The organism is Vreelandella halophila (assembly GCF_009856365.1).
In the GTDB taxonomy this organism is placed as follows: domain Bacteria; phylum Pseudomonadota; class Gammaproteobacteria; order Pseudomonadales; family Oleiphilaceae; genus Halospina; species Halospina utahensis_B.
In genome coordinates this window covers 1-23,055 of the sequence record NZ_WMEX01000007.1, presented here as the reverse complement: position 1 = coordinate 23,055, position 23,055 = coordinate 1, and the positions used below count along the sequence as shown (strand labels likewise).

At 59.8% G+C, this 23,055-nt stretch carries 17 protein-coding genes, 5 tRNA genes and 1 rRNA gene; all 23 read right to left on the bottom strand.

Features of this window, described 5'->3' with window-relative positions:
• Positions 1-26: 26 nt before the first annotated feature.
• Positions 27-2,132, bottom strand: coding sequence for an elongation factor G (gene fusA, locus GLW01_RS12400; RefSeq protein WP_151440454.1), 2,106 nt, complete (start codon positions 2,130-2,132; stop codon positions 27-29).
• 18 nt (positions 2,133-2,150) lie between these two features.
• A complete protein-coding gene (rpsG, locus tag GLW01_RS12395) occupies positions 2,151-2,621 on the bottom strand; it encodes a 30S ribosomal protein S7 (RefSeq protein ID WP_151440455.1) in 471 nt (156 codons plus the stop codon).
• A gap of 167 nt (positions 2,622-2,788) precedes the next feature.
• Complete coding sequence (gene rpsL / locus GLW01_RS12390; protein WP_151440456.1) at positions 2,789-3,163, bottom strand: 30S ribosomal protein S12; 375 nt, start codon at positions 3,161-3,163, stop codon at positions 2,789-2,791.
• Positions 3,164-3,263: 100 nt separating this feature from the next.
• On the bottom strand, positions 3,264-7,475 hold the full coding sequence (gene rpoC / locus GLW01_RS12385) for a DNA-directed RNA polymerase subunit beta' (RefSeq protein ID WP_160899249.1): 4,212 nt from the start codon (positions 7,473-7,475) through the stop codon (positions 3,264-3,266).
• A gap of 73 nt (positions 7,476-7,548) precedes the next feature.
• Positions 7,549-11,622 carry a DNA-directed RNA polymerase subunit beta gene (gene rpoB, locus GLW01_RS12380; RefSeq protein ID WP_160899248.1) on the bottom strand — a complete coding sequence of 1,358 codons (4,074 nt, stop codon included), beginning with the start codon at positions 11,620-11,622 and terminating at the stop codon, positions 7,549-7,551.
• A 189-nt stretch (positions 11,623-11,811) separates the two neighbouring features.
• Positions 11,812-12,195: a 50S ribosomal protein L7/L12 gene (gene rplL / locus GLW01_RS12375; RefSeq protein WP_095618803.1), complete on the bottom strand. Its 384-nt coding sequence runs from the start codon at positions 12,193-12,195 to the stop codon at positions 11,812-11,814.
• Between the two features lie 36 nt (positions 12,196-12,231).
• Entirely contained in the window at positions 12,232-12,762 is a 531-nt protein-coding gene (rplJ, locus tag GLW01_RS12370; RefSeq protein ID WP_077529296.1) for a 50S ribosomal protein L10, read from the bottom strand.
• Positions 12,763-12,994: 232 nt separating this feature from the next.
• On the bottom strand, positions 12,995-13,693 hold the full coding sequence (gene rplA, locus GLW01_RS12365; protein ID WP_151440459.1) for a 50S ribosomal protein L1: 699 nt from the start codon (positions 13,691-13,693) through the stop codon (positions 12,995-12,997).
• 1 nt (position 13,694) lies between these two features.
• The gene (gene rplK, locus GLW01_RS12360) at positions 13,695-14,126 is read right to left on the bottom strand and encodes a 50S ribosomal protein L11 (protein WP_077529298.1); all 432 of its coding nucleotides are present in this window, start codon (positions 14,124-14,126) and stop codon (positions 13,695-13,697) included.
• A gap of 99 nt (positions 14,127-14,225) precedes the next feature.
• On the bottom strand, positions 14,226-14,759 hold the full coding sequence (gene nusG, locus GLW01_RS12355) for a transcription termination/antitermination protein NusG (RefSeq protein WP_077529299.1): 534 nt from the start codon (positions 14,757-14,759) through the stop codon (positions 14,226-14,228).
• Positions 14,760-14,772: 13 nt separating this feature from the next.
• A complete protein-coding gene (gene secE, locus GLW01_RS12350; RefSeq protein ID WP_077529300.1) occupies positions 14,773-15,141 on the bottom strand; it encodes a preprotein translocase subunit SecE in 369 nt (122 codons plus the stop codon).
• Between the two features lie 30 nt (positions 15,142-15,171).
• Positions 15,172-15,247: transfer RNA gene (locus GLW01_RS12345), tRNA-Trp, on the bottom strand.
• A gap of 16 nt (positions 15,248-15,263) precedes the next feature.
• Positions 15,264-16,457 carry an elongation factor Tu gene (tuf, locus tag GLW01_RS12340; RefSeq protein ID WP_077528630.1) on the bottom strand — a complete coding sequence of 398 codons (1,194 nt, stop codon included), beginning with the start codon at positions 16,455-16,457 and terminating at the stop codon, positions 15,264-15,266.
• Between the two features lie 64 nt (positions 16,458-16,521).
• Positions 16,522-16,596: transfer RNA gene (locus GLW01_RS12335), tRNA-Thr, on the bottom strand.
• Positions 16,597-16,607: 11 nt separating this feature from the next.
• Positions 16,608-16,682, bottom strand: a tRNA-Gly gene (locus GLW01_RS12330).
• A gap of 6 nt (positions 16,683-16,688) precedes the next feature.
• Positions 16,689-16,772, bottom strand: a tRNA-Tyr gene (locus GLW01_RS12325).
• 47 nt (positions 16,773-16,819) lie between these two features.
• Positions 16,820-16,895: transfer RNA gene (locus GLW01_RS12320), tRNA-Thr, on the bottom strand.
• Positions 16,896-17,115: 220 nt separating this feature from the next.
• On the bottom strand, positions 17,116-17,850 hold the full coding sequence (locus GLW01_RS12315) for a type III pantothenate kinase (protein ID WP_160899247.1): 735 nt from the start codon (positions 17,848-17,850) through the stop codon (positions 17,116-17,118).
• Entirely contained in the window at positions 17,834-18,808 is a 975-nt protein-coding gene (locus GLW01_RS12310; RefSeq protein WP_160899246.1) for a biotin--[acetyl-CoA-carboxylase] ligase, read from the bottom strand. The genes GLW01_RS12315 and GLW01_RS12310 overlap by 17 nt, the downstream gene beginning before the upstream one ends.
• 57 nt (positions 18,809-18,865) lie before the next feature.
• Entirely contained in the window at positions 18,866-21,082 is a 2,217-nt protein-coding gene (locus tag GLW01_RS12305; protein ID WP_160899245.1) for a DUF6160 family protein, read from the bottom strand.
• A gap of 3 nt (positions 21,083-21,085) precedes the next feature.
• The gene (locus tag GLW01_RS12300; RefSeq protein ID WP_202405714.1) at positions 21,086-21,562 is read right to left on the bottom strand and encodes a hypothetical protein; all 477 of its coding nucleotides are present in this window, start codon (positions 21,560-21,562) and stop codon (positions 21,086-21,088) included.
• Positions 21,563-21,656: 94 nt separating this feature from the next.
• Positions 21,657-22,760 (bottom strand): hypothetical protein, encoded by a 1,104-nt coding sequence (locus tag GLW01_RS12295; RefSeq protein WP_160899244.1) that lies wholly within the window; start codon positions 22,758-22,760, stop codon positions 21,657-21,659.
• A 200-nt stretch (positions 22,761-22,960) separates the two neighbouring features.
• Positions 22,961-23,055: ribosomal RNA gene (gene rrf / locus GLW01_RS12290) — 5S ribosomal RNA — on the bottom strand; the annotation flags it as partial.

Sequence of the window (23,055 nt, the reverse complement as noted above, 5' to 3'; positions counted from 1 at the left end):
CTCTTCGCTCTGTTCTGTCGTTTCAATCAGTTCTTGTTCATGATCTCTTGCGCGATGCTGGTCGGCGCTTCCCCGTAATTGTGGAACTCCATCACGTAAGAGGCGCGCCCCTGGGTCGCGGAACGCAGGTCCGTCGCATAGCCGAACATCTCGGAAAGCGGTACCTCGGCGCGGATCACCTTGCCTGCCGGAGTATCCTCCATGCCCTGGACCAGACCACGGCGACGGTTCAGGTCGCCTACAACGTCCCCCATGAACTCCTCGGGCGTCACAACCTCAACTTTCATGATGGGCTCAAGCAGCGCGGGCGATGCATCCAGTGCACCCTGCTTCATCGCCATGGAACCGGCGACCTTGAACGCCATCTCGTTGGAGTCCACATCGTGATACGAGCCATCAAACAGGGTCGCCTTGACACCGAGGATGGGATAGCCGGCGAGAACACCGGTCTGCATCTGCTGCTCGATACCCTGCTGCACGGCGGGAACGTATTCCTTGGGAACCACACCACCAACGATCTTGTTCTCAAACAGGAACGTGGGGGAATCCTCGTCATCCAGAGGCAGCGGCTCCAGCTTGATCCAGACGTGGCCATACTGACCGCGACCACCGGACTGGCGGACGAACTTGCCTTCGACCTCGACCGGCTTACGGATGCACTCACGGTAGGCCACCTGCGGCTTACCGATGTTCGCCTCGACCTTGAACTCGCGCTTGAGGCGGTCGACGATTACGTCGAGATGGAGCTCGCCCATGCCGGAGATGATGGTCTGACCGGACTCCTCGTCGGTATAGACGCGGAAAGACGGATCCTCCTGAGCCAGCTTGCCCAGAGCCGTCCCCATCTTCTCCTGTTCAGCCTTGGACTTGGGCTCAACCGCAACCGAGATAACCGGCTCCGGGAACTCCATGCGCTCAAGTTCGATCTTGTGCTTCTCATCGCACAGCGTGTCACCAGTGGTGATGTTCTTGAGGCCAATGGCAGCCGCAATATCACCGGAGAACACTTCCTTGATCTCTTCGCGGTCATTGGCGTGCATCTGGACCATCCGGCCCACACGCTCTTTCTTCTGCTTGCTGGCGTTGTAGATGGCAGTGCCGGTTTCCAGCTTGCCGGAGTAGACACGGAAGAACGTCAGCGTGCCCATGAACGGGTCGGTCGCGATCTTGAACGCCAGTGCCGCAAACGGCGCATCGTCGTCGGCCGAACGCGTTTCCTCTGTGCCGTCGTCATCGACCACGCCTGTAATCGCCCTGACCTCATCCGGTGCCGGCAGGAATTCCAGAACGTTGTCGAGCAGCGCCTGTATGCCCTTGTTCTTAAATGCCGAACCGCACGTCGCAAGCACGATGTCATTCTCGAGACAGCGCGTACGCAGACCCTTCTTGATCTCGTCATCGCTGAGCTCACCCTTCTCGAGATAGGTCTCCATGAGCTCTTCATTGGCCTCGGCAGCCGCCTCAACCATGGCCTCACGCGCGGCCTCTGCTTCTTCCTTGAGCTCGTCCGGGATCTCGGTCTGTTCGTAGGTCATCCCCTGGTCGGCTTCATTCCAGTAGATCGCCTTCATCCGCATGAGGTCGATCACGCCCTGGAAGTTGTCCTCGGCGCCGATCGGCAGCTGAATCGGTACTGTACTGGAACCCAGCCGCTCGCGGATCTGATCCACGACGCGGGAGAAGTTCGCACCGGCACGGTCCATCTTGTTGACGAAGACCAGCCGCGGGACGTGATACTTATCCGCCTGGCGCCAGACCGTCTCGGACTGGGGCTCGACGCCGGAGGTGCCACAGAAGACCACCACAGCACCGTCGAGCACCCGAAGGGAACGCTCCACCTCGATGGTGAAATCAACGTGCCCGGGGGTATCGATGATGTTGATCCGGTGCTCATTATACTGCTGGTCCATACCACGCCAGAAGGCGGTTACGGCCGCAGAGGTAATGGTAATCCCGCGTTCCTGCTCCTGGGACATCCAGTCGGTTGTGGATGCACCGTCGTGCGTCTCACCCATCTTGTGGCTGCGACCGGTGTAATACAGGATCCGCTCGGTTGCGGTTGTCTTACCGGCGTCCACGTGGGCGCAGATGCCGATATTGCGGTAACTTTTGATCGGTGTTTTACGTGCCACGTCAGATACCTCGGTCGATTAGAAGCGGTAATGGGAGAAGGCTTTGTTGGCCTCGGCCATACGGTGCACGTCTTCCCGTTTCTTGACCGCCGCACCCTTGCTGCCGGCCGCATCAAGGATTTCGCCCGCGAGGCGCTGAACCATGGACTTTTCGCCCCGCTTCCGGGAGAAATCCACCAGCCAGCGCATGGCCAGCGCCACCTGGCGTGACGGCCTTACCTCAACCGGAACCTGGTAGGTCGCACCACCAACACGGCGGGATTTCACCTCGACCATGGGCTGGATATTCTCCAGGGCGGTCTCGAAAACTTCGAGCGGCTCCTGGTTGGTCTTTTCCGCAACAATGTCCAGCGCGCCGTACACAATACGCTCGGCGACCGCTTTCTTGCCATGTTCCATCACATGGTTGATGAACTTGGCCAGTCGTTCACTGTTGAACTTCGGATCCGGGATGATCTCCCGCTTCGTTGCAATGCGTCTTCTTGGCATCGATAAGCCCTCAGGTAAAAGTTGTCAGGTCTTCAGGTTGCTCCGGAATGATGCGCCCACTGACGCCACCCGGCCTTACTCTTATCGGCACCGACGATCCGTAGCGACCGACTGCCGGCGATAAAAGAAAGCCTGCTGAATCACTGTTGTTGAAACCGAAATCCCGATCAGGACTTCGGACGCTTGGTACCGTACTTGGAACGGCCCTGGCGACGATCCTGTACACCCTGGGTGTCAAGCGTGCCTCGCACGGTGTGATAGCGCACACCCGGCAGGTCCTTGACCCGGCCACCACGAATCAGGACCACACTGTGCTCCTGCAGGTTGTGGCCTTCACCGCCGATGTAGGATGCCACCTCGTAGCCGTTCGTCAGCCGCACACGACAGACCTTACGAAGGGCCGAGTTCGGCTTCTTCGGGGTCGTGGTGTAGACACGGGTACAAACGCCACGACGCTGCGGGCAGGCCTGCAGCGCCGGTACGTCGGTTTTCGCAGCCCGGCGCTTACGCGGCTTTCGAACCAACTGGTTAATGGTTGCCATCTAGACTAACTCCGGTTTTCAGACGGTTTTCGCCCTGTCTGGGCGGTTCAGCGAGGGCCGCAAGTTTAAGTGCGAGCCCTCTTCCAGTCAAGATAACTGGTTACTTATTGAGCTCTGCACTCAGTGCCTCGACAACATCGTCGGCGCTGACCTGCTGCTCTGCCTCCTCGCGGCGACGGCGGCGCTCCTCGTGGTACGCCAGACCGGTACCCGCCGGGATCAGGCGACCGACCACAACGTTCTCCTTGAGACCGCGCAGGTAGTCGCGCTTGCCGGTAACCGCACCTTCGGTCAGTACCCGCGTCGTCTCCTGGAAGGACGCCGCGGAAATGAAGGAGTCGGTTGCCAGCGAAGCCTTGGTGATGCCCAGCAGTTCACGCTGGAACTTCGCCGGGATCTTGCCTTCGGCTTCCATCCGCTCGTTCTCTTCCATCACATGGGTGTACTCAACCTGGTCACCGGCGATGAAACGGGTGTCACCGGAATCCTGGATCTCAACCTTGCGCAGCATCTGCCGGCAGATCACCTCGATGTGCTTGTCGTTCAGGCCCACGCCCTGCAGACGGTACACATCCTGGATCTCGTTGGTGATGTACTTCGCCAGCTCGGTGATCCCCAGCAGCCGCAGGATGTCGTGCGGGTTGGACGGACCATCGGAGATGACCTCGCCCTGCTCCACGGTTTCACCCTCAAAGACGTTCAGCTGACGCCACTTCGGAATCAGCGTTTCGTAGGGGTCGCCGTCCTTCGGTGTGATGACCAGGCGCTTCTTGCCCTTGGTTTCCTTGCCGAAGGAAACAACACCGCTGACCTCGGCCAAAATAGCCGGATCCTTGGGTTTGCGCGCTTCGAACAGGTCCGCGACCCGCGGCAGACCACCGGTGATGTCGCGTGTGCCGGTGGTTTCCTGCGGAATCCGGGCAATGACGTCGCCCATTTCCATGGTATCGCCTTCGCGCAGCGTTACCAGCGCGTTGGCCGGCAGCGAATAATGCGCCGGCGAACCACCCGCCAGGGTGACCGGCTCACCGTTGCCGTCTACCACTTCAACAGCCGGCCGCAGATCCTTACCGGAGGCCGGCCGATCGTTGGGATCCATCACCTCGATCGTCGACAGCCCGGTGAGCTCATCAGTCTGGGTGCGGACCGTGATGTTTTCTTCAATGTTGAGCAGGCGCACCTTGCCCTCTGCTTCGGCGATAACGGGGTGCGTGTGGGGATCCCACTTCGCCGCCACTGTACCGGCTTCCACCTCTGCCCCTTCGCTCACCTCAAGGACGGCGCCATAGGGCAGCTTGTACCACTCACGTTCACGCCCGTGTTCGTCCGCAATCGCCAGAGCGGAGGAACGGGTAACCACCACCTGGGTGCCATCACTCTTCTCGATGGACTTCAGGTTGTGCAGACGGACCTTGCCACCGTGCTTGACCTGAATGTTGTCCGTAGCGGAAGCCCGACTTGCCGCACCACCGATATGGAAGGTACGCATCGTCAGCTGGGTACCCGGCTCGCCGATCGACTGCGCGCCCATGACGCCAACGGCTTCGCCCACGTTGACCTGATGCCCGCGCGCCAGATCGCGACCGTAGCACTTCGAGCAGATGCCATAACGCGTGTGACAGGTGATCGCCGAGCGGACCCATACCTCGTCCACGCCAGCACGCTCAACCTTGTCAACCAGCTTCTCGTCCAGCAGGGTACCGGCCTCGACCACCGGGTTCTTCTTATCACCCGGGGTGAATACGTCCTTCGCGGTCACACGACCAAGGACCCGGTCGCCCAGCGGTACGACCACGTCACCGCCTTCAACCAGCGGCGTCATCAGGATGCCGTCATCCGTATCGCAATCTTCCTCGGTCACGACCAGATCCTGGGAGACATCCACCAGACGGCGCGTCAGGTAACCGGAGTTGGCTGTTTTCAGGGCCGTATCCGCCAGACCCTTACGTGCACCGTGGGTCGAAATGAAGTACTGCAGTACGTTCAGACCCTCACGGAAGTTAGCCGTGATGGGAGTCTCGATGATCGAACCATCCGGCTTGGCCATCAGACCGCGCATACCGGAAAGCTGCCGGATCTGCGCAGGAGAGCCACGGGCGCCCGAGTCGGCCATGATGTACACCGAGTTGAACGACTCCTGGGTCAGCTCCTCGCCGTTCTCATCCTTCGCCACTTCGCCCTCAGGCGTGATGACCTGCTCCTTGCTCAGGCGGTCCATCATGGCGTTTGAGACCTGGTCGTTGGCCCGGGCCCAGATGTCGATCACCTTGTTGTACTTCTCGCCCTGAGTCAGGAGACCGGAAGCGAACTGCTGCTCGATCTCCATGACCTCGGATTCGGCTTCCTCAATCAGCGTGTACTTTTCGTCAGGGACCTCAAAGTCGTTCACGCCGATGGAGCAGCCGGAGACGGTGGAATAGTGGAAACCGGTGTACATCAGCTGGTCGGCAAAGACCACCGTTTCCTTAAGGCCTACTTCGCGGTAACAGGCGTTGATCAGCTTCGAGATCTGCTTCTTGGCCATGGCCTGATTGACCAGGCTGAACGGCAGCCCCTCCGGCGTGATGTTGTACAGCATCGCCCGACCCACAGTGGTGTCCTGAATGCTGGTCTGTACGTGACGCTCACCGGTCTCGTCATCGAGATCAACCTCGGTGACACGCACGCGGACCTTCGCCTGCAGATCCACCTCACCGGCGCCAAAGGCGCGCTCGACCTCGTCGAGGTCACCGAAGATGCGACCTTCACCCGCGGCACGGAGACGCTCGCGCGTCATGTAGTACAGGCCCAGAACCACGTCCTGGGAAGGCACGATGATGGGCTCGCCGTTGGCCGGCGACAGCACGTTATTGGTGGACATCATCAGTGCCCGCGCCTCAAGCTGGGATTCCAGCGTCAGCGGCAGGTGAACCGCCATCTGGTCACCGTCAAAGTCCGCGTTATAGGGCGCGCAGACCAGCGGGTGAAGCTGGATGGCCTTGCCTTCGATGAGCACCGGCTCAAACGCCTGGATGCCCAGACGGTGAAGCGTCGGTGCGCGGTTCAGCAGGACTGGGTGCTCCCGGATGACCTCTTCCAGAATGTCCCAGACCAGGCCTTCCTCACGCTCAACCATCTTCTTGGCCGCCTTGATGGTGGTGGCGTGGCCGCGATGCTCGAGCTTGGAGAAGATGAACGGCTTGAACAGCTCCAGCGCCATCTTCTTCGGGATACCGCACTGGTGGAGCTTGAGGTACGGACCGACCACGATCACGGAACGACCGGAGTAGTCCACACGCTTGCCCAGCAGGTTCTGGCGGAAACGGCCCTGCTTGCCCTTGATCATGTCCGCGAGGGACTTGAGCGGGCGCTTGTTGGAACCGGTAATGGCCCGGCCACGACGGCCGTTGTCCAGCAGCGCGTCCACGGACTCCTGCAGCATCCGCTTCTCGTTGCGAACGATGATATCCGGCGCATTGAGCTCAAGCAGACGCTTGAGGCGGTTGTTACGGTTGATCACCCGGCGATAGAGATCGTTCAGGTCGGAGGTGGCAAAGCGGCCGCCATCCAGCGGAACCAACGGACGCAGGTCCGGCGGCAGCACCGGCAGCACTTCCATGATCATCCACTGTGGGTTGTTCCCGGAGTAGTAGAACGCCTCCATCAGCTTCAGGCGCTTTGAGAGCTTCTTGATCTTGGTCTCGGAAGCCGTCTGCGGAATATCTTCGCGCAGCTTCTCGATTTCCTCACCGAGATTGATGTCGCCCAGCAACTCCTTCACGGCTTCCGCGCCCATGCGGGCATCGAACTCGTCACCGAATTCCTCGAGCGCCTCGTAGTACTGCTCGTCGTTGAGCAACTGGCCACGCTCCAGGGTGGTCATGCCCGGCTCGATGACGATGAAGGATTCGAAGTACAGCACGCGCTCAATATCGCGCAGGGTCATATCCAGCAGGAGACCAATGCGCGACGGCAGGGACTTCAGGAACCAGATGTGAGCCACCGGGCTCGCCAGCTCGATATGGCCCATGCGTTCACGGCGAACGCTTGCCAGGGCAACCTCGACACCGCACTTCTCACAGATTACACCACGATGCTTGAGGCGCTTGTACTTGCCGCACAGGCACTCGTAGTCCTTGACCGGCCCGAAGATCTTGGCACAGAACAGGCCGTCGCGTTCCGGCTTGAAGGTCCGGTAGTTGATCGTTTCCGGTTTCTTGACTTCCCCAAAGGACCAGGAACGGATCATTTCCGGAGAAGCGAGGCCAATCCGGATGGAATCAAATTCCTGTTTCTGATTCTGGTTCTTCAGCAGGTTGAGCAGGTCTTTCATAATATTGGCTCCGGAGCGTTAATCACTGGCGGTGGCGCTGTGCCACCGCCGTCGCTGCCAAACAGGTTTCGGGTCAGTCCGTCTCGAGATCGATATCGAGGCCGAGCGACCGGATTTCCTTGACCAGAACATTGAAGGATTCGGGCATGCCCGGCTCCATACGATGGTCACCATCGACAATGTTCTTGTACATCTTGGTGCGGCCGTTCACGTCGTCGGACTTCACGGTCAGCATTTCCTGCAGGGTGTAGGCGGCGCCATAGGCTTCCAGGGCCCAGACCTCCATCTCCCCGAAGCGCTGGCCACCGAACTGCGCCTTACCGCCCAGCGGCTGCTGGGTCACCAGACTGTAGGAACCGGTCGCACGGGCGTGCATCTTGTCCTCAACCAGATGGTTGAGCTTGAGCATGTACATGTAGCCCACGGTCACCGGCCGGTCGAAGCCGTCACCGGTGCGGCCATCGAACAGCTTGATCTGGCCGCTGGTATCCATGTCCGCGAGCTCAAGCATCTTCTTGATCTCGGCCTCGTTGGCACCGTCAAACACCGCTGTACCCATTGGTACGCCACCACGCAGGTTGTTGGCCATGGTGATGATCTCGTCGTCACTCAACTCATCGAGCTTGACTTCCGGTGTGTCGGTACCGTTATAGACCTCGTCGAGGAACTTCCGGATCTCGCCCACTTTCTTCTGCTGCTCGAGCATGGTGTTGATCTTGTCACCCAGCCCGCGCGCAGCCGCGCCCAGATGGGTCTCAAGCACCTGCCCGACGTTCATCCGGGAGGGCACACCCAGCGGGTTCAGAACCACATCCACCGGCTCGCCCTGCTCATCGAACGGCATGTCCTCAGTCGGCATGATCGCGGAGATCACACCCTTGTTACCGTGGCGGCCGGCCATCTTGTCACCCGCCTGGATGCGACTCTTGACCGCCATATAGACCTTCACGATCTTGAGTACGCCCGGGGCCAGGTCGTCGCCCTGCTGGATCTTCTCCTTCTTGACCTCAAAGCGCTGCTCCTGGTCCTGGCGCCGCTCTTCAAGCTGTTCCTGGGCGCGTTCCAGCAGGTCATTCAGGGAATCGTCCTGCATGCGCAGCTTGAACCAATCGTCGGAACTGAGCTGGCTGAGGTAATCCGCGCTCAGGGTGTCCCCTTTCTTCACACCCGGGCCGGTGATGGCTGTCTGTCCCTCCAGTGCACTGGTCAGACGCTCAAACGTGGCCGTCTCAACGATGCGATACTCTTCCTTCAGGTCCTTCCGGAAGGCATTCAGCTCATCCTGCTCGATGGACAGAGCACGCTGGTCCTTCTCGACACCGTCGCGGGTAAAGACCTGGACGTCAATCACGGTACCGCGCTTGCCGGTGGGCATCCGCAGCGAGGTGTCCTTCACGTCGGATGCCTTCTCGCCAAAGATGGCGCGCAGGAGCTTTTCCTCCGGTGTGAGCTGCGTCTCGCCCTTGGGCGTGACCTTGCCGACCAGGATATCGCCAGCATCCACTTCGGCACCGATGTATACGATGCCGGATTCGTCCAGCTTGGACAGCGCCTGCTCACCCACGTTCGGAATATCCGCGCTGATCTCCTCGGAGCCCAGCTTGGTATCGCGGGCTACACAGGTAAGCTCCTGGATGTGGATGGTGGTCAGGCGGTCTTCCTGAGCCACGCGCTCGGAAATGAGGATGGAGTCCTCGAAGTTGTAGCCGTTCCACGGCATGAAGGCGATGCGCATGTTCTGGCCCAGTGCCAGCTCGCCCAGATCCACGGACGGACCATCGGCCAGCGTATCGCCACGTTCAACCTCATCACCACGGTTCACAATGGGCCGCTGGTTGCTGCAGGTGTTCTGGTTCGAACGGGTGTACTTCACCAGGTTGTAGATATCAACGCCCGCGTCACCGGCACTGGTCTCGTCGTCGCGAACACGGACCACGACACGGGAAGCGTCGACGCTTTCGATCACGCCACCACGCTCAGCCGTCACACAGACACCGGAGTCTTTCGCCACGGTGCGTTCCATGCCGGTGCCCACAAGCGGCTTATCCGCGCGCAGGGTGGGAACCGCCTGACGCTGCATGTTCGAACCCATCAGGGCGCGGTTGGCGTCGTCATGCTCCAGGAACGGAATCATCGCGGCGGCAACGGACACCACCTGCCGCGGAGAGACGTCCATGAAGTTGACCTTCTCCGGCGGCATGACGGTGAATTCATTCTTATGCCGCACCGTAACCAGCTCATCGGAGAGCTTGCCGCTGTCATCCAGCTTGGCGCTGGCCTGGGCGATGATGTAATTGCTCTCCTCGATCGCGGACAGATACACGATCTCGTCCGTCACCTGGCCGTCGATAACCTTGCGGTACGGGCTTTCCAGGAAGCCGTACTTGTTGGTCTGGGTATAGGTGGCCAGCGAATTGATCAGACCGATGTTCGGACCTTCCGGTGTCTCGATCGGGCACACACGGCCATAGTGGGTCGGGTGTACGTCCCGGACCTCAAAGCCGGCCCGCTCACGGGTGAGACCACCCGGGCCAAGTGCCGAAACGCGGCGCTTGTGAGTCACCTCGGACAGCGGGTTGTTCTGGTCCATGAACTGCGACAGCTGGCTGGAGCCGAAGAACTCCTTGATTGCCGCCCCCACCGGCTTGGCATTGATCAGGTCCTGGGGCATCAGGCCTTCGCTTTCGGCCAGGCTCAGGCGCTCGCGCACCGCGCGCTCGACCCGCACCAGGCCAACACGGAACTGGTTCTCGGCCATCTCACCGACACAGCGGATGCGGCGGTTGCCCAGGTTGTCGATGTCGTCCGTTTCACCCTTACCGTTACGGATGTCCACGAGCGTGCGCAGCACATCCACAATATCCTGCTCGTCCAGAACACCGGAGCCTTCCAGCTCCTCGCGTCCAAGACGGCGGTTGAGCTTCATCCGGCCAACGGCAGAGAGATCATAGCGCTCTTCAGAGAAGAACAGGTTGTTGAACAGCGTCTCAGCGGATTCCTTCGTCGGCGGCTCACCCGGACGCATCATCCGATAGATCTCGACCAGCGCTTCCAGCTGGTTGCGCGAGGGGTCAATCCGCAGCGTATCGGAAATGAACGGTCCGCAGTCGAGGTCGTTGGTGTAGATGGTGTCGACTGTCTGGATGCCCGCTTCCTCAAGCTTTTCCAGGTGGTCCTCGGTGAGTTCGGTGTTGCACTCAACAATCACCTCACCGGTGCTCTCATCCACCATGTCCCTTGCAACCACACGACCGTGGAGATAGGAACGCGGAACCTCAAGCTCGGTAACCCCCGCCTTCTCCAGCTGGCGGATGTGGCGCGCGGTAATCCGGCGGCCACTCTCAACAATGACGCCGCCTTCCTGGTCCATGATGTCGAACGTGGCGATGTCACCACGCAGCCGGCTGGGCACGAGCTCAAGCCGGCAGGATTCCTTGCCGAGCGTGAAGCGGCTGTTGTCGAAGAACAGCTCCAGAATCTGCTCGGAAGTATATCCCAGCGCGCGCAGCAGAATGGTGGCCGGAAGCTTACGCCGGCGGTCGATGCGCACGAACACGGAATCCCTGGGATCAAACTCGAAATCCAGCCAGGAACCACGATAGGGAATCACCCGGGCGGAATAGAGAAGCTTGCCGGAGGAGTGGGTCTTGCCCTTGTCGTGATCAAAGAACACACCGGGCGAACGATGAAGCTGGGAGACAATCACCCGCTCAGTGCCGTTGACCACGAAGGTGCCGTTTTCAGTCATCAGGGGCATTTCGCCCATGTAGACTTCCTGTTCCTTGATGTCCTTCACGGCCTTGTTGGACGATTCCTTGTCATAGATGACCAGGCGCACTTTCACGCGAAGCGGTGCCGCGTAGGTCACCCCCCGAAGCTGACATTCCTTGACGTCAAATGCCGGCTCGCCGAGCCGATAGCTGACATACTCCAGTGCTGCATTCCCCGAGTAGCTGGTAATCGGGAAAACGGACTGAAACGCGGCATGCAAGCCCGTGTTCTTGCGATTATCCGCGTCGGATTCAAGTTGCAGAAAGTCCCGGTAGGAGTCGATCTGCGTTGCAAGCAGAAACGGAACATCCATGACGGACGGCAACTTGCCAAACTCTTTGCGGATTCGCTTTTTCTCGGTGTAGGAGTAAGTCATCTGCATTCCCCAGCTTCGGACTCAATAACTGGTGTACCCGGCCTGCGAACAGTCAGCCGGGATGGGTCCCGGGTCGGGCCCGGGCACCCGGATCCTGGATCCGGGTGACCTGCATATAACGCGAAAAGGCCGGCGGCATACGCCACCAGCCAATTCGCGGTTCAGCGCTCTGGACGGCTATGGAAGCCGTTATTTGAGCTCAACAGTGGCGCCTGCTTCCTCAAGCTTCGCCTTGGCGTCGTCCGCCTCTTCCTTGCTGGCGCCTTCCTTGACGTTGCCCGGTGCGCCGTCAACCAGAGCTTTCGCTTCTTTCAGGCCGAGACCTGTCAGTTCGCGAACAACCTTGATCACGTTGACCTTCTTCTCACCGCCAGACGTCAGGACGATGTCGAATTCGGTCTGCTCTTCCGCAGCACCGCCTTCGTCACCACCACCAGCCGCAGCCGGAGCTGCTGCAACAGCAGCCTGAGCGGAAACGCCGAATTTCTCTTCCATCGCTTCCACGAGCTCAACTACTTCCATGACGCTCATTTCAGCGATTGCATTAAGGATATCGTCTTTAGACAGAGCCATGACTATTCTCCAGATTCAAAAATGATAAAAAACCAATCAGGCTGCTTCTTTCTTCTGGTCACGAACTGCAGCTACCGCGCGGGTAACCTTGGACGGAACCTCGTTGAAGGTCCGTGCCAGCTTGGTGATCGGAGCCTGGATTGTGCCCGCCAGCTGCGACAGCGCTTCGTCACGCGTCGGAAGCTTGGCCAGACGATCAATCTGCTCGCCACCCAGCAGCTCGCCACCTACGGCCAGTGCCTTGATTTCAAAGTTGTCGTTTTCCTTGGAAAAATCCTTGAGCAGGCGCGCAGCCGCACCCGGATCCTCCATGGAAAATGCAAACAGGGTCGGGCCGGCGAGGACCTCGCTCACGCACTCAAAGTCGGTTCCCTGGACAGCACGCTTGGCGAGTGTGTTACGAACCACCCGCAGGTAAACGTTCTGTTCACGGGCCTTGGCGCGCAATGCGGTCATATCGCCGGAGTCCACACCCCGGTAGTCCGCAAGGACAACAGACAAAGCACCACTGGCAGCCTCGTTGACTTCGGCGACAATCGCCTTTTTGCCTTCGAGTTGGATTGCCACTGGTTTTACTCCTCAGGTTGTGCCGGCAGAACCGGCGATCAACTCACGCCCCTGAGGGCGCCCTTACGGTGTCTTTGTTCGGAGAGAACGTCTTACACCGTCTGCGCAGGCATTGCTTTAACCCCTGTACCGGATGGCTTCGGGGACCTGCGGTCTTTGACAGCCCGGCTCACGCCCAGACTACAAAGCTTGCTGCGGGCACCGCTTACGGTGCCCGGTATTCTGCAACCTGTCAGATGGACAGTGTTGACTGATCAATGGTAAGCCCTGGCCCCATAGTGGAGGACAGCGTCACCTTCTTGAGATAGATACCCTTGGCCGTGGAGGGCTTGAGCTTCTTCAGATCGCCCAGCAGCGCTTCCACGTTTTCGCGGATCGCCTGCGCATCGAAGCCGACGTTGCCAACGCCGCAGTGCACAATACCCTTCTTGTCGGTCCGGAACCGGACCTGACCGGCCTTGGCGTTGCCAACAGCGGTCTCCACGTCGGCGGTCACCGTGCCGACCTTGGGGTTCGGCATCAGACCGCGCGGACCCAGGATCTGACCCAGCTGACCGACAACGCGCATGGCGTCCGGCGTGGCGATGACCACGTCAAAGTTCAGGTCGCCGCCCTTGATCTGTTCCGCCAGATCATCCATGCCGACCACATCGGCACCGGCTTCAGTCGCCTTGTCCGCGTTATCGCCCTGGGCGAAAACGGCAATCCGCACGCTCTTGCCCGTGCCATTGGGGAGAACAGTGGAACCACGCACCACCTGGTCGGATTTCCGGGCATCAACGCCCAGATTCACAGCCAGATCCACGGATTCCTGGAAATTCGTATACTGATCAAGGTCCTTCAGGATATCGACCGCCTCATCCACGCTGTAGGCGCGGGTACGATCAACCTTGTCGCGGATCAGCTTCTGGCGCTTGCTCAGTTTTGCCATCTCAGAGCCCCTCCACATTCAGGCCCATACTGCGTGCCGTGCCTGCAATGGTACGCACTGCAGCGTCCATATCAGCGGCCGTCAGATCAGGCTCTTTGGCTTTCACGATCTCTTCCAGCTGTTCCCGGGTCACCTTGCCCACCTTGTCGGTGTTGGGCTTGCCCGAGCCGGTAGAGATGCCTGCTGCCTTCTTGAGCAGCACCGGCGCCGGCGGCGTCTTGGTGACAAAGGTGAAGCTGCGGTCACTGTAGACCGTGATGACTACCGGTGTCGGCAGTCCGGGCTCCATGTCCTGCGTTTCGGCGTTGAATGCCTTGCAGAACTCCATGATGTTCAGGCCGTGCTGACCCAGAGCCGGACCCACGGGGGGACTCGGATTGGCCTTGCCCGCGGCGACCTGCAGCTTGATATAAGCTTCGATTTTCTTAGCCACGATAACCTCCTGATGGGTTCAAACGCCTTACTGGCTCCCCGTTGAGACAGAAAGGCACGTGGCACCTGACAGGCCCACGTGCCCTTCTCCAGATGGCCTTCAGTCTTTCTCGACCTGGCCAAATTCCAGTTCGACCGGCGTGGACCGGCCGAAAATCAGAACCGCTACTTTGACACGGCTCTTGTCGTAGTCGACTTCCTCAACCACGCCATTAAAGTCCGCAAACGGACCCTCGATGACACGGACAATCTCGCCCGGCTCAAACAGGGTCTTGGGCTTGGGCTGCTCGGCGCCGGTTTCGACACGCTGAAGAATGGCGTCTGCCTCCTTCTCGCTGATCGGTGCCGGCTTATCCGGTGTGCCGCCAATGAAACCCATAACCCTGGGAGTACTCTTGACCAGGTGCCAGGTCTCGTCGGTCATCTCCATCTGGACCAGCACGTACCCCGGATAGAACTTGCGCTCGCTCTTGCGTTTCTTGCCTTCACGCATTTCAACGACCTCTTCGGTGGGCACGAGAATCTCACCGAAAAGATCGTCCATGTTGTTGAGCTGCACCCGTTCCCTGAGGGACCGCATGACATGCTTTTCGAAGCCGGAATAGGCGTGAATCACGTACCAGCGTTTCGCCATGTGCCGCTCTCTGTTAACCGATCAAACTTGAGACAATCCACGCCACCAGAGAATCCATCCCCCACAGGATCAATGCCACCAGCAGCACAAAGCCAAGTACAATGGCCGTTGTCTGAAGGAGCTCCTGACGGGTCGGCCAGACCACCTTGCGGATCTCGACCTTGGCCTCTCTCATAACCCGGGCCAGCTGACGCCCCTTTCCCGTCTGCAGCGCAACAGCGCCGGCAACAAGCGCCAGCGCCACCAGCGCCAGTGTACGGTAAAGAAGCGACTCGCCCCCGTAGTAATGGTTGCCGGCTACACCTGCCGCCACCAAAGCAACAACGACGACCCACTTTGCGGTGTCAAAGCGGGTCGTCGCCTCTCTGGAACTGGATTCCATAGGGTTCAACTTTGTGGGTGCCGAAATAAATGGCAGGCCAGGAGGGGATCGAACCCCCAACCTGCGGTTTTGGAGACCGCTGCTCTGCCAATTGAGCTACTGGCCTGCACCGAAACTTTGTATTACTCGATAATCTTGGTCACCACGCCTGCGCCGACAGTCCGGCCGCCTTCGCGTACCGCAAAGCGCAGCCCGTCTTCCATCGCGATCGGCGCGATCAGCGTGGCTACCAGCTTCACGTTATCACCCGGCATCACCATCTCGACGCCTTCCGGCAGCTCGCAGGTGCCGGTCACGTCCGTGGTCCGGAAGTAGAACTGCGGGCGATAGCCGGTGAAGAACGGCGTATGACGACCACCCTCGTCCTTGCTCAGGACGTAGATCTCGCCCTCGAACTTGGTGTGAGGCGTAATGCTGCCCGGCTTGGCCAGTACCTGGCCACGCTCAACGTCGTCACGCTTGGTGCCACGCAGCAGCGCGCCGATGTTCTCACCCGCACGACCCTCGTCGAGCATCTTGCGGAACATCTCAACACCGGTGCAAACGGTCTTCTGCGTCTCGCGCAGACCCACAATCTCCACCTCGGAGCCGGTCTTGACCACACCGCGCTCAACACGGCCGGTGACAACGGTACCGCGACCGGAGATCGAGAACACGTCCTCGATCGGCATCAGGAACGGCTGATCGATGGCGCGCTCGGGCTCGGGAATGTGCGCGTCCATTTCCTTGATCAGGTTCGCCACCGCGGTGGTGCCGTAGCCGTTGTCGTCCTTGCCTTCCATCGCCATCAGCGCGGAGCCGGTTACGATCGGCGTGTCGTCGCCCGGGAAGTCGTACTCGTTCAGCAGCTCCCGCACTTCCATCTCAACCAGCTCGAGCAGCTCCTCGTCGTCAACCATGTCGGCCTTGTTGAGGAACACCACGATGTGCGGCACGCCAACCTGGCGTGACAGCAGGATGTGCTCACGCGTCTGCGGCATCGGGCCGTCAGCGGCGGAGACCACCAGGATCGCGCCGTCCATCTGCGCCGCGCCCGTGATCATGTTCTTCACATAGTCAGCGTGGCCGGGGCAGTCAACGTGCGCGTAGTGACGGCTCTCGGAACCGTACTCCACGTGCGAGGTCGCGATCGTGATACCGCGGTTCTTCTCTTCCGGCGCGTTGTCGATCTGGTCAAACGCACGCGCCTCACCGCCGAACACTTCCGCACTCACGCGCGTCAGCGCCGCCGTCAGCGTCGTCTTGCCGTGGTCCACGTGACCAATGGTGCCCACGTTGATGTGCGGCTTATCTCTTTCGAATTTTTCCTTAGACACTTGACCTATCTCCCGCGCCGTTGCCTTTCTTCGTTATGTTACAGCCAGCCTTCAGCCTTAGAACTGGAGCTCATGGGCGGACTTGAACCGCCGACCTCACCCTTACCAAGGGTGTGCTCTACCACTGAGCTACATGAGCCCTCGACAACCTGGAGCGGGTGGCGGGAATCGAACCCGCGTCATCAGCTTGGAAGGCTGAGGTAATAGCCACTATACGACACCCGCAAAATATGGTGGAGGGGGCAGGATTCGAACCTGCGAAGCTCTCGCGTCAGATTTACAGTCTGATCCCTTTGACCACTCGGGAACCCCTCCGTCTCGCAGCCGACCCGCAGGCCTTCTGCTTAAAAACGGTGCTGATCTGGAGCTGGTGGAGGGAATCGAACCCCCGACCTACTGATTACAAGTCAGTTGCTCTGCCTGCTGAGCTACACCAGCTGTGTATCGCCAATCAGCGAGGGCAGTATCCTAAGGATTTTGCGGCGGCTTTGCAACACCCTCTTTTGCTTCAATGGTCCGGATCGGTTCCACCCTTGGTATATTGGCCTTGGGCACATTACCCGACTCCGGTGCTGGCAGGCGTGCGGCCAGCAGAAAGACGGCCAGATTGGCGATAACGAGTACCCCGAAAAGAATCCGCACACCAGACTCCCGTGTTTCAGCGACTGCCCCTGGCTTCAGCCATGACCGCATCCATGCCCAGGAACACCAGGTCCGGCTCTACAACCTGCTCCGGCGGCAAACCCGACGCTGCAGCCGCAGCATCCCCACCGGTCACGATCATGGTGCCACGACCCTGCCAGTAATCAGCGCTTCGGGCCACCAGGGCCTGCATGAGCCAGGCTATGCCGTGATGAACACACTCGGATGTTGTTATGCCGGGCGCAGTGTCGGCACCGGCAACCGCTTCCGGGCGCACCCCCGAGGTTCCCGCGCCAAGCGACTGCGCCATGAGAGCCCCACCTGGAAGGATATAGCCACCCTGATGATTACCCGAAGCGTCCACATGGTCAACGGTGATCGCCGTTCCGGCATCAAGAACCGTAATCGGGCCCTCCCAGGTACTGTACGCCCCAAGCATCGCCAGCCATCGATCAACCCCCATCTGGGCGGGATCATTATACGCATTGACCACACCACACTGACGGCGGGAAGCCGCAAACTCCATAACCCGCACGTGGTTGCCGGAAACCAGGTTGGCTTTCAGTTGATTGGCCCGGTCGCCGGCAACCGAGGCAAACTCCAGCCACGCCAGCCTGTCAGAGTCCACGCCCGCAATGCCGTCGGATCCGATCGTCTCCCATGGCTGATCACCCCGGGCGATGACCAAGCGGTCCATATCAAGACAGCGCCAGTGGACCCGGGAATTCCCCGCATCAACCTGCAGAATCAATCGGGACCTCCAGACTCACCTCTCCGGCATTCAGGAGTATCACTTCGCCATCCGCCGTCCGCAGCCGAAGTTGCCCGGACGCATCAATGCCATCACCGATGCCTCGACAATCCCTGCCCCTGACGGCCACCTGCCGGCCCCGTAACACATCATAGTGTGCCCACTCCGCGGGAACGGCCGGATCCGGCCCGAACCCGAGATCGACCACCGAGGCCAGGATTCCCTCAATCAATGCAACAGCCAAACGGTTGCGCCCCCCCTCTGGCACCTGCCCCTCTTTGGCCAGGGATGTCCAGGGCTGGTCAATCGCGGTTTCCGATTCCGTCATATAGACATTCAGGCCCAGCCCGATCACGAGTCTGAGTTCATCCTGGGCCGATCCCTGAAGCTCCGTCAGAATGCCCGCCACCTTGCGGCCATTGAGCCAAAGATCATTGGGCCACTTGATCCCCAGTCCCTCTATACCAAGCCCCGCCAGGGCCCGGACCGCCCCGAGGCCCGCCCTTAGCGTTACGCCCTGGACCGCTGCGGGCCCGGCATCGGTTTCCACACCGACGCTGAGATAGAGGTTGCGGGCGAAGGGACTGACCCACCCCCGCCCCCGGCGACCGCGCCCCTTTAACTGCTGCTCGGCGAGACACACGCGGGGAACCCCTGAATAACCGGAATGACCCATGAGGAGGGTGTTCGTTGATTCAACGACTGGCTCCAGCGCCAGTTCGGGCTGAGGCTTCAGACCCGCCAGAGCCGGCTCGATCGACTCCCGGGACAGCAGATCCAGCGGTTCAGCCAGCCGATAGCCCTTGCCGCGGACGGACTCAACGTCCAGACCGATTTCCTCAAGCCCGCGCAGCTGTTTCCAGACAGCGGTCCGGCTCACACCCAGCCGCCCCGCAAGTTCAGTACCGGAATGGAGCTGGCCATCGGCCAGCAGGTGGATCAGAGGATAGGGATGCATGTGGTCTCCTTGCCTGATCCGGCTAAGGTAACCAACACAGCAGGGGAAAGGAACACCTCAGGGAATGGGTGTGGCGTTCAGGTTCGATTCCATATCCATGTTCTGGATGCTGACGCCCTGCAGCGCCGTCGCCGTGGAACTGTTGCCGCTGCCATCATTGTGGACAAGATTGACACGGCCGACATTGAGCTCCCTGAACCGTGTGTGGGTATTCACATGGAAGCTTGGTTGCAGTCCATCAGCGGAATCCGCTTCACGGACGTCGACCGTCAACTCCGTCTGGACCCCGAAATCATTGTTGCCGGCACCCAGTCCATCGGACGTGTGTATGTTGTCGAGCACCAACTGCATCCCGGTTCCATTCTGGGGGTTGCCCTCCGCATCCGTGGTCCGGCCAGTCTCCCACAGGAAGCGGTTACGCTTATCGCCCACCGCCTCACTGAAGATGCTCGTAAGGGCCAGTTTGAGCCCTTCCTGCCCTTCCGGCCCCGTAATCACCATCTCACTGTCCTGACCGTAGCGCTGCCAGACGATGCGGCCGAAACTGGCGCCATCTTCCGCGCCGCCTACCCGCAGATTGCCCACATCCATGGTGCTCCATGCCTCTCCCTGCACGACACGAAGACCATTCTGAACGACTTCCAGCGTCATATCCCGGATGTGCCCCTCGTAAGACAGGTCGTCCGCCCAGACGCCCTGGCCAGACGCCTCGGTCAGGGACCCGATACGGCCATCCTCGATATAGAGGTCCGAGTTGATGGTGATCCCGTCGCCATTCGGACCGCCCGGAGTCAGCGTGTACTGCCCGTCCATATTGCCGAATTCAAAGGAACGGAAAACCCCGAGGGCACTCAGAAGCTCAGCTCCCGCCTGAACCTCGGCTCCCTCTGCCGAGCCCTCGGAGCCGACACGAATCCCATCCATGCGGTAGCCGCCGGAAATGCCATCAAAACCAACCCGAAGCCCTTTGTAGAACTGCGTGCCCCCCAGTGCCTCATTGCCCGTGACGTTGACAGTCACATCACCGCGCCCCCAGGACTGTATCCCGTCAAAAAGCACAGAATTGCCGTTGGTCGTCCAGGTCAGCCCCGCATCCGCAAGGCTCCATTCAGAGGCGAAGCGCATCCCTTCGTCGCCCGCATCCGGGTGACCTCCGGCCATCAGGTAGACCTGATTAGCGAAAGTTGCCCCATTGATGGTCTGGTTCTCGTAAAGCCAGCTGAAGTTCACGGAACCGACGCTGCGTCCGCCATCCCGGGTTCCGGCATCAACACCCAGCCGGATGTCATCAATGCTGAGATTGCCTTCCGCCCTGGAGCTGGCCCCGTTCAGGGTAAAGGCCAGTCCCTGACGGCCCTCCTCCGTGAAATCCTCCCCTACTTCGATACGAAGGTCCTGGACACTGGAGGCCCCGGATATTCCCTGATAAAGCAGCCCATAACCGTTGGTGCTGTAAAGAAAGCTTGCGGTATTGAGCGTAGTATCTGCGCTAACCTGTATCCCTTCGGCCCCCTGGCGACCGCCACCACCACGAATCTCGAAATCCGTAATAAAATCGAAATCGGCTTCAAAAGACCCCATGCTGGCGAGCGCGCTCTGATCGCCTCGAATGTTGGTCGACTGTTCAGCGTAACGGACTGCTCCTATGGTGATATCCCCAACCGTCGGCGCCACGTACTGGATGGCTCCATCGATCACATCAAGCGTATGACCGGCCCCTTCCGGTGTTGAGATATTCATGGATACATCATCGAGAAACAACTGATGACCATTCGTGCGATAGCCGAAACGGCCATTACTCAACGCGTAATCGAAATTGAAGGTGTATCCATCAGCAGAGCCACCCGCACCACCAGGAGTAATGCGAAAGAAGCCATCCATATCACGATCCATCCAGAAGGCCCCCATGCTCCGGGCGCCACTGTCATCCAGCGAGACACCACCCACAGACACACGCTCATCCTGTATATCCAGCCCGATCTCAAGGCTGCCATCGTTCAGCAGATCGAGTTCATAGTCCCTTCTCGCCCGACCTTCAGGATCGGAGGCAGACCCGACCCGAATGTCCTCCAGATGTATCCCGTTGTCATTGGTGAAATAGCTGAAACGATCCATGGAGGCCTTGTGGGCCATTTCGACGGTAACGCCCGCCTGCCCCTGGACACCGGCCAGTTCCGCATCGTTCATGGCTTCCATGGCACACACCTGGCCCGTTGCCGCGTAGAGCGCCATCCCTGCTGCAGAAAACCAGCGATGGAGTACCTGTTTCTTCATGGCTCAGGGCTCCGTAGGGAAGATCAATGCATTACCGTCCAGGGTCATGTCGCCCCCCATTTCCACTGTCAGGCGATCAACCTGACGGAAATCACTATCGCCGGGGCGGGCCGTTGAACTGGTTGCCATGGTGTAGCTGAAATCCGTAAAACGGGCTGTCTCCGGCAGGCCGATCTCAATGACTTCCCGGTTGAAGTCCCCTGCATCGCCCCCGAATCCCGTATCGTCCCCATTGATCAGCCGAGTGGCCAGCGTCAGCCCCATGAACTCGAAGGTTCCCTGCAGATCGTCCAGTACAATCCAGCCACCGCCCTGATTCAGCTGGGCGGCAATCCGGGCACCACAACGCTCGCCCTCGCCGCAGTCAAACCCGACAGCCTCCCCCTTAAGGGGACCACCGGACTCATTGAACGTCACATCGCCAGAGAGCGACATGCCCCCATACTGCCCACTGACTCCCGAGAGGTCCTGGTCACTCATCGATTCCATCTCGGCCACAGCGTTTGAAGCACAACCGAGGGCAACGACAGCTGTGACCATGAACCTGCGTATGCTATTTCCCTGAATCGCCATATCAGTCCAGGCTCCTCGTGGTCACATCCAGTTTCTGGAACAGCATCCCCTTCATCCTGGTTGATCCCATGTCCTGGCCACCGACCTCCAGACTGCCGACTTCTATGTCGCTGCGGTATTCATCGTTGGTGTAATAATCGCTGTAGAAATCGTAGGTGGCATTATCATCGCTGGAGCCGTCGCCCGCGTCATTGATGGGGGCCGGCGATCGGGCGTTGTTGATGGCTTTCAGCTCGAGACGGAAGTTACCGGGGCCGGCAACGGTCTTACCATCCGTTTTTACTTCCTGGCCTACGCCCAGAACGCCCATGAAGAGCGGCTGATGCTCGTTGCCCAGGGCGAGCTCCATCATGAAATCATTGAAGGCGATCTCGGTGTTGCAATTGGTTCCGCCCTGCTCGCAGGCACTGACCGTCAGGCTGGGCGTGTAGAAGTTGGTCTGGATGCGACCGCGCAGCTGCTGTCGGCTATCGTCAGACGTCGCCCCCCATAGCTGGATGAAACTGCCATCCACAACGGCCTTCTCGGCATGGATATTCACCGACTTCGCCACAGCGGTACCAGAGTGCACCGTTGTCTCGAAACCAAGATCCATGCGTTCGCCCCGGATGTTCTGATCCGCATTCGGCGCACGACTCACGCAGCCGGTGTCCGCCCCACCTGGCAGACAGGCGACGCCCTCAGCCTGTGCAACCTTCTCGGGAGCCGCGTATTCAAACACCGCCTTACCAGCTGCATCACCGCCGATCCCATCACCATCAACCAGATCAATCCCGAAGGGGTTGGTCAGACGCCCGAGGTTGACCGTCTGCAGGCTCTCACCCCGCTGGCTCCCAGCACCTCCGATGTAAAGCTGATCAACCAGTACCTCGACATCCTCTCCGGCCTGGTTGGTGATGCCGCTCAACCGGAATGTCTGGTTGTTGGCCGGATCATGACCGTGTGCAAAGCGAAAGTCCTCCATGACGATCCCGACTCCCTGCCCCCGGACGTCAGCCATTTCCCGGTTGCTCATGGGCTCCATGCCGGACGCCCAGGCTGACGGCACACCGGCAAGCAAGAGCATCATCAGACTCATGGACGTTTTCAGGGTTCTGTCCGTCAATTGCCAAACTCCTGAGCCGAAAACGGGAGAGGGAATTTCCTTGTATCCAGCATACTCAGGCAGGCGGGCAATGCTTTGAATCAGTCAGCAGTTTTTCAGCGGAGTCCGTTCAGGGAGAGAACGATTGCGGGGAATGAGACTTTTATCACACACAAAAAAAAGCCCCGCACGGCGATGCCGGCGGGGCTTTGGGTATAGGAGCCTGACGATGACCTACTCTCACATGGGATCTCCCACACTACCATCGGCGCTGGGCGGTTTCACTTCTGAGTTCGGCATGGGATCAGGTGGTTCC

What these genes read in the sequence shown, in the direction of transcription:
- rplL (WP_095618803.1), bottom strand. Translation starts at nt 12,195, where the DNA reads ATGGCTCTGTCTAAAGACGATATCCTTAATGCAATCGCTGAAATGAGC.
- nusG (WP_077529299.1), bottom strand. Translation starts at nt 14,759, where the DNA reads ATGGCGAAACGCTGGTACGTGATTCACGCCTATTCCGGCTTCGAAAAG.
- rpsL (WP_151440456.1), bottom strand. Translation starts at nt 3,163, where the DNA reads ATGGCAACCATTAACCAGTTGGTTCGAAAGCCGCGTAAGCGCCGGGCT.
- rpoB (WP_160899248.1), bottom strand. Translation starts at nt 11,622, where the DNA reads ATGACTTACTCCTACACCGAGAAAAAGCGAATCCGCAAAGAGTTTGGC.
- rplA (WP_151440459.1), bottom strand. Translation starts at nt 13,693, where the DNA reads ATGGCAAAACTGAGCAAGCGCCAGAAGCTGATCCGCGACAAGGTTGAT.
- GLW01_RS12300 (WP_202405714.1), bottom strand. Translation starts at nt 21,562, where the DNA reads ATGAGTGACCAGGACCTCTCGGGAGTCAGTGGGCAGTATGGGGGCATG.
- secE (WP_077529300.1), bottom strand. Translation starts at nt 15,141, where the DNA reads ATGGAATCCAGTTCCAGAGAGGCGACGACCCGCTTTGACACCGCAAAG.
- rpoC (WP_160899249.1), bottom strand. Translation starts at nt 7,475, where the DNA reads ATGAAAGACCTGCTCAACCTGCTGAAGAACCAGAATCAGAAACAGGAA.
- GLW01_RS12305 (WP_160899245.1), bottom strand. Translation starts at nt 21,082, where the DNA reads ATGAAGAAACAGGTACTCCATCGCTGGTTTTCTGCAGCAGGGATGGCG.
- GLW01_RS12310 (WP_160899246.1), bottom strand. Translation starts at nt 18,808, where the DNA reads ATGCATCCCTATCCTCTGATCCACCTGCTGGCCGATGGCCAGCTCCAT.
- rpsG (WP_151440455.1), bottom strand. Translation starts at nt 2,621, where the DNA reads ATGCCAAGAAGACGCATTGCAACGAAGCGGGAGATCATCCCGGATCCG.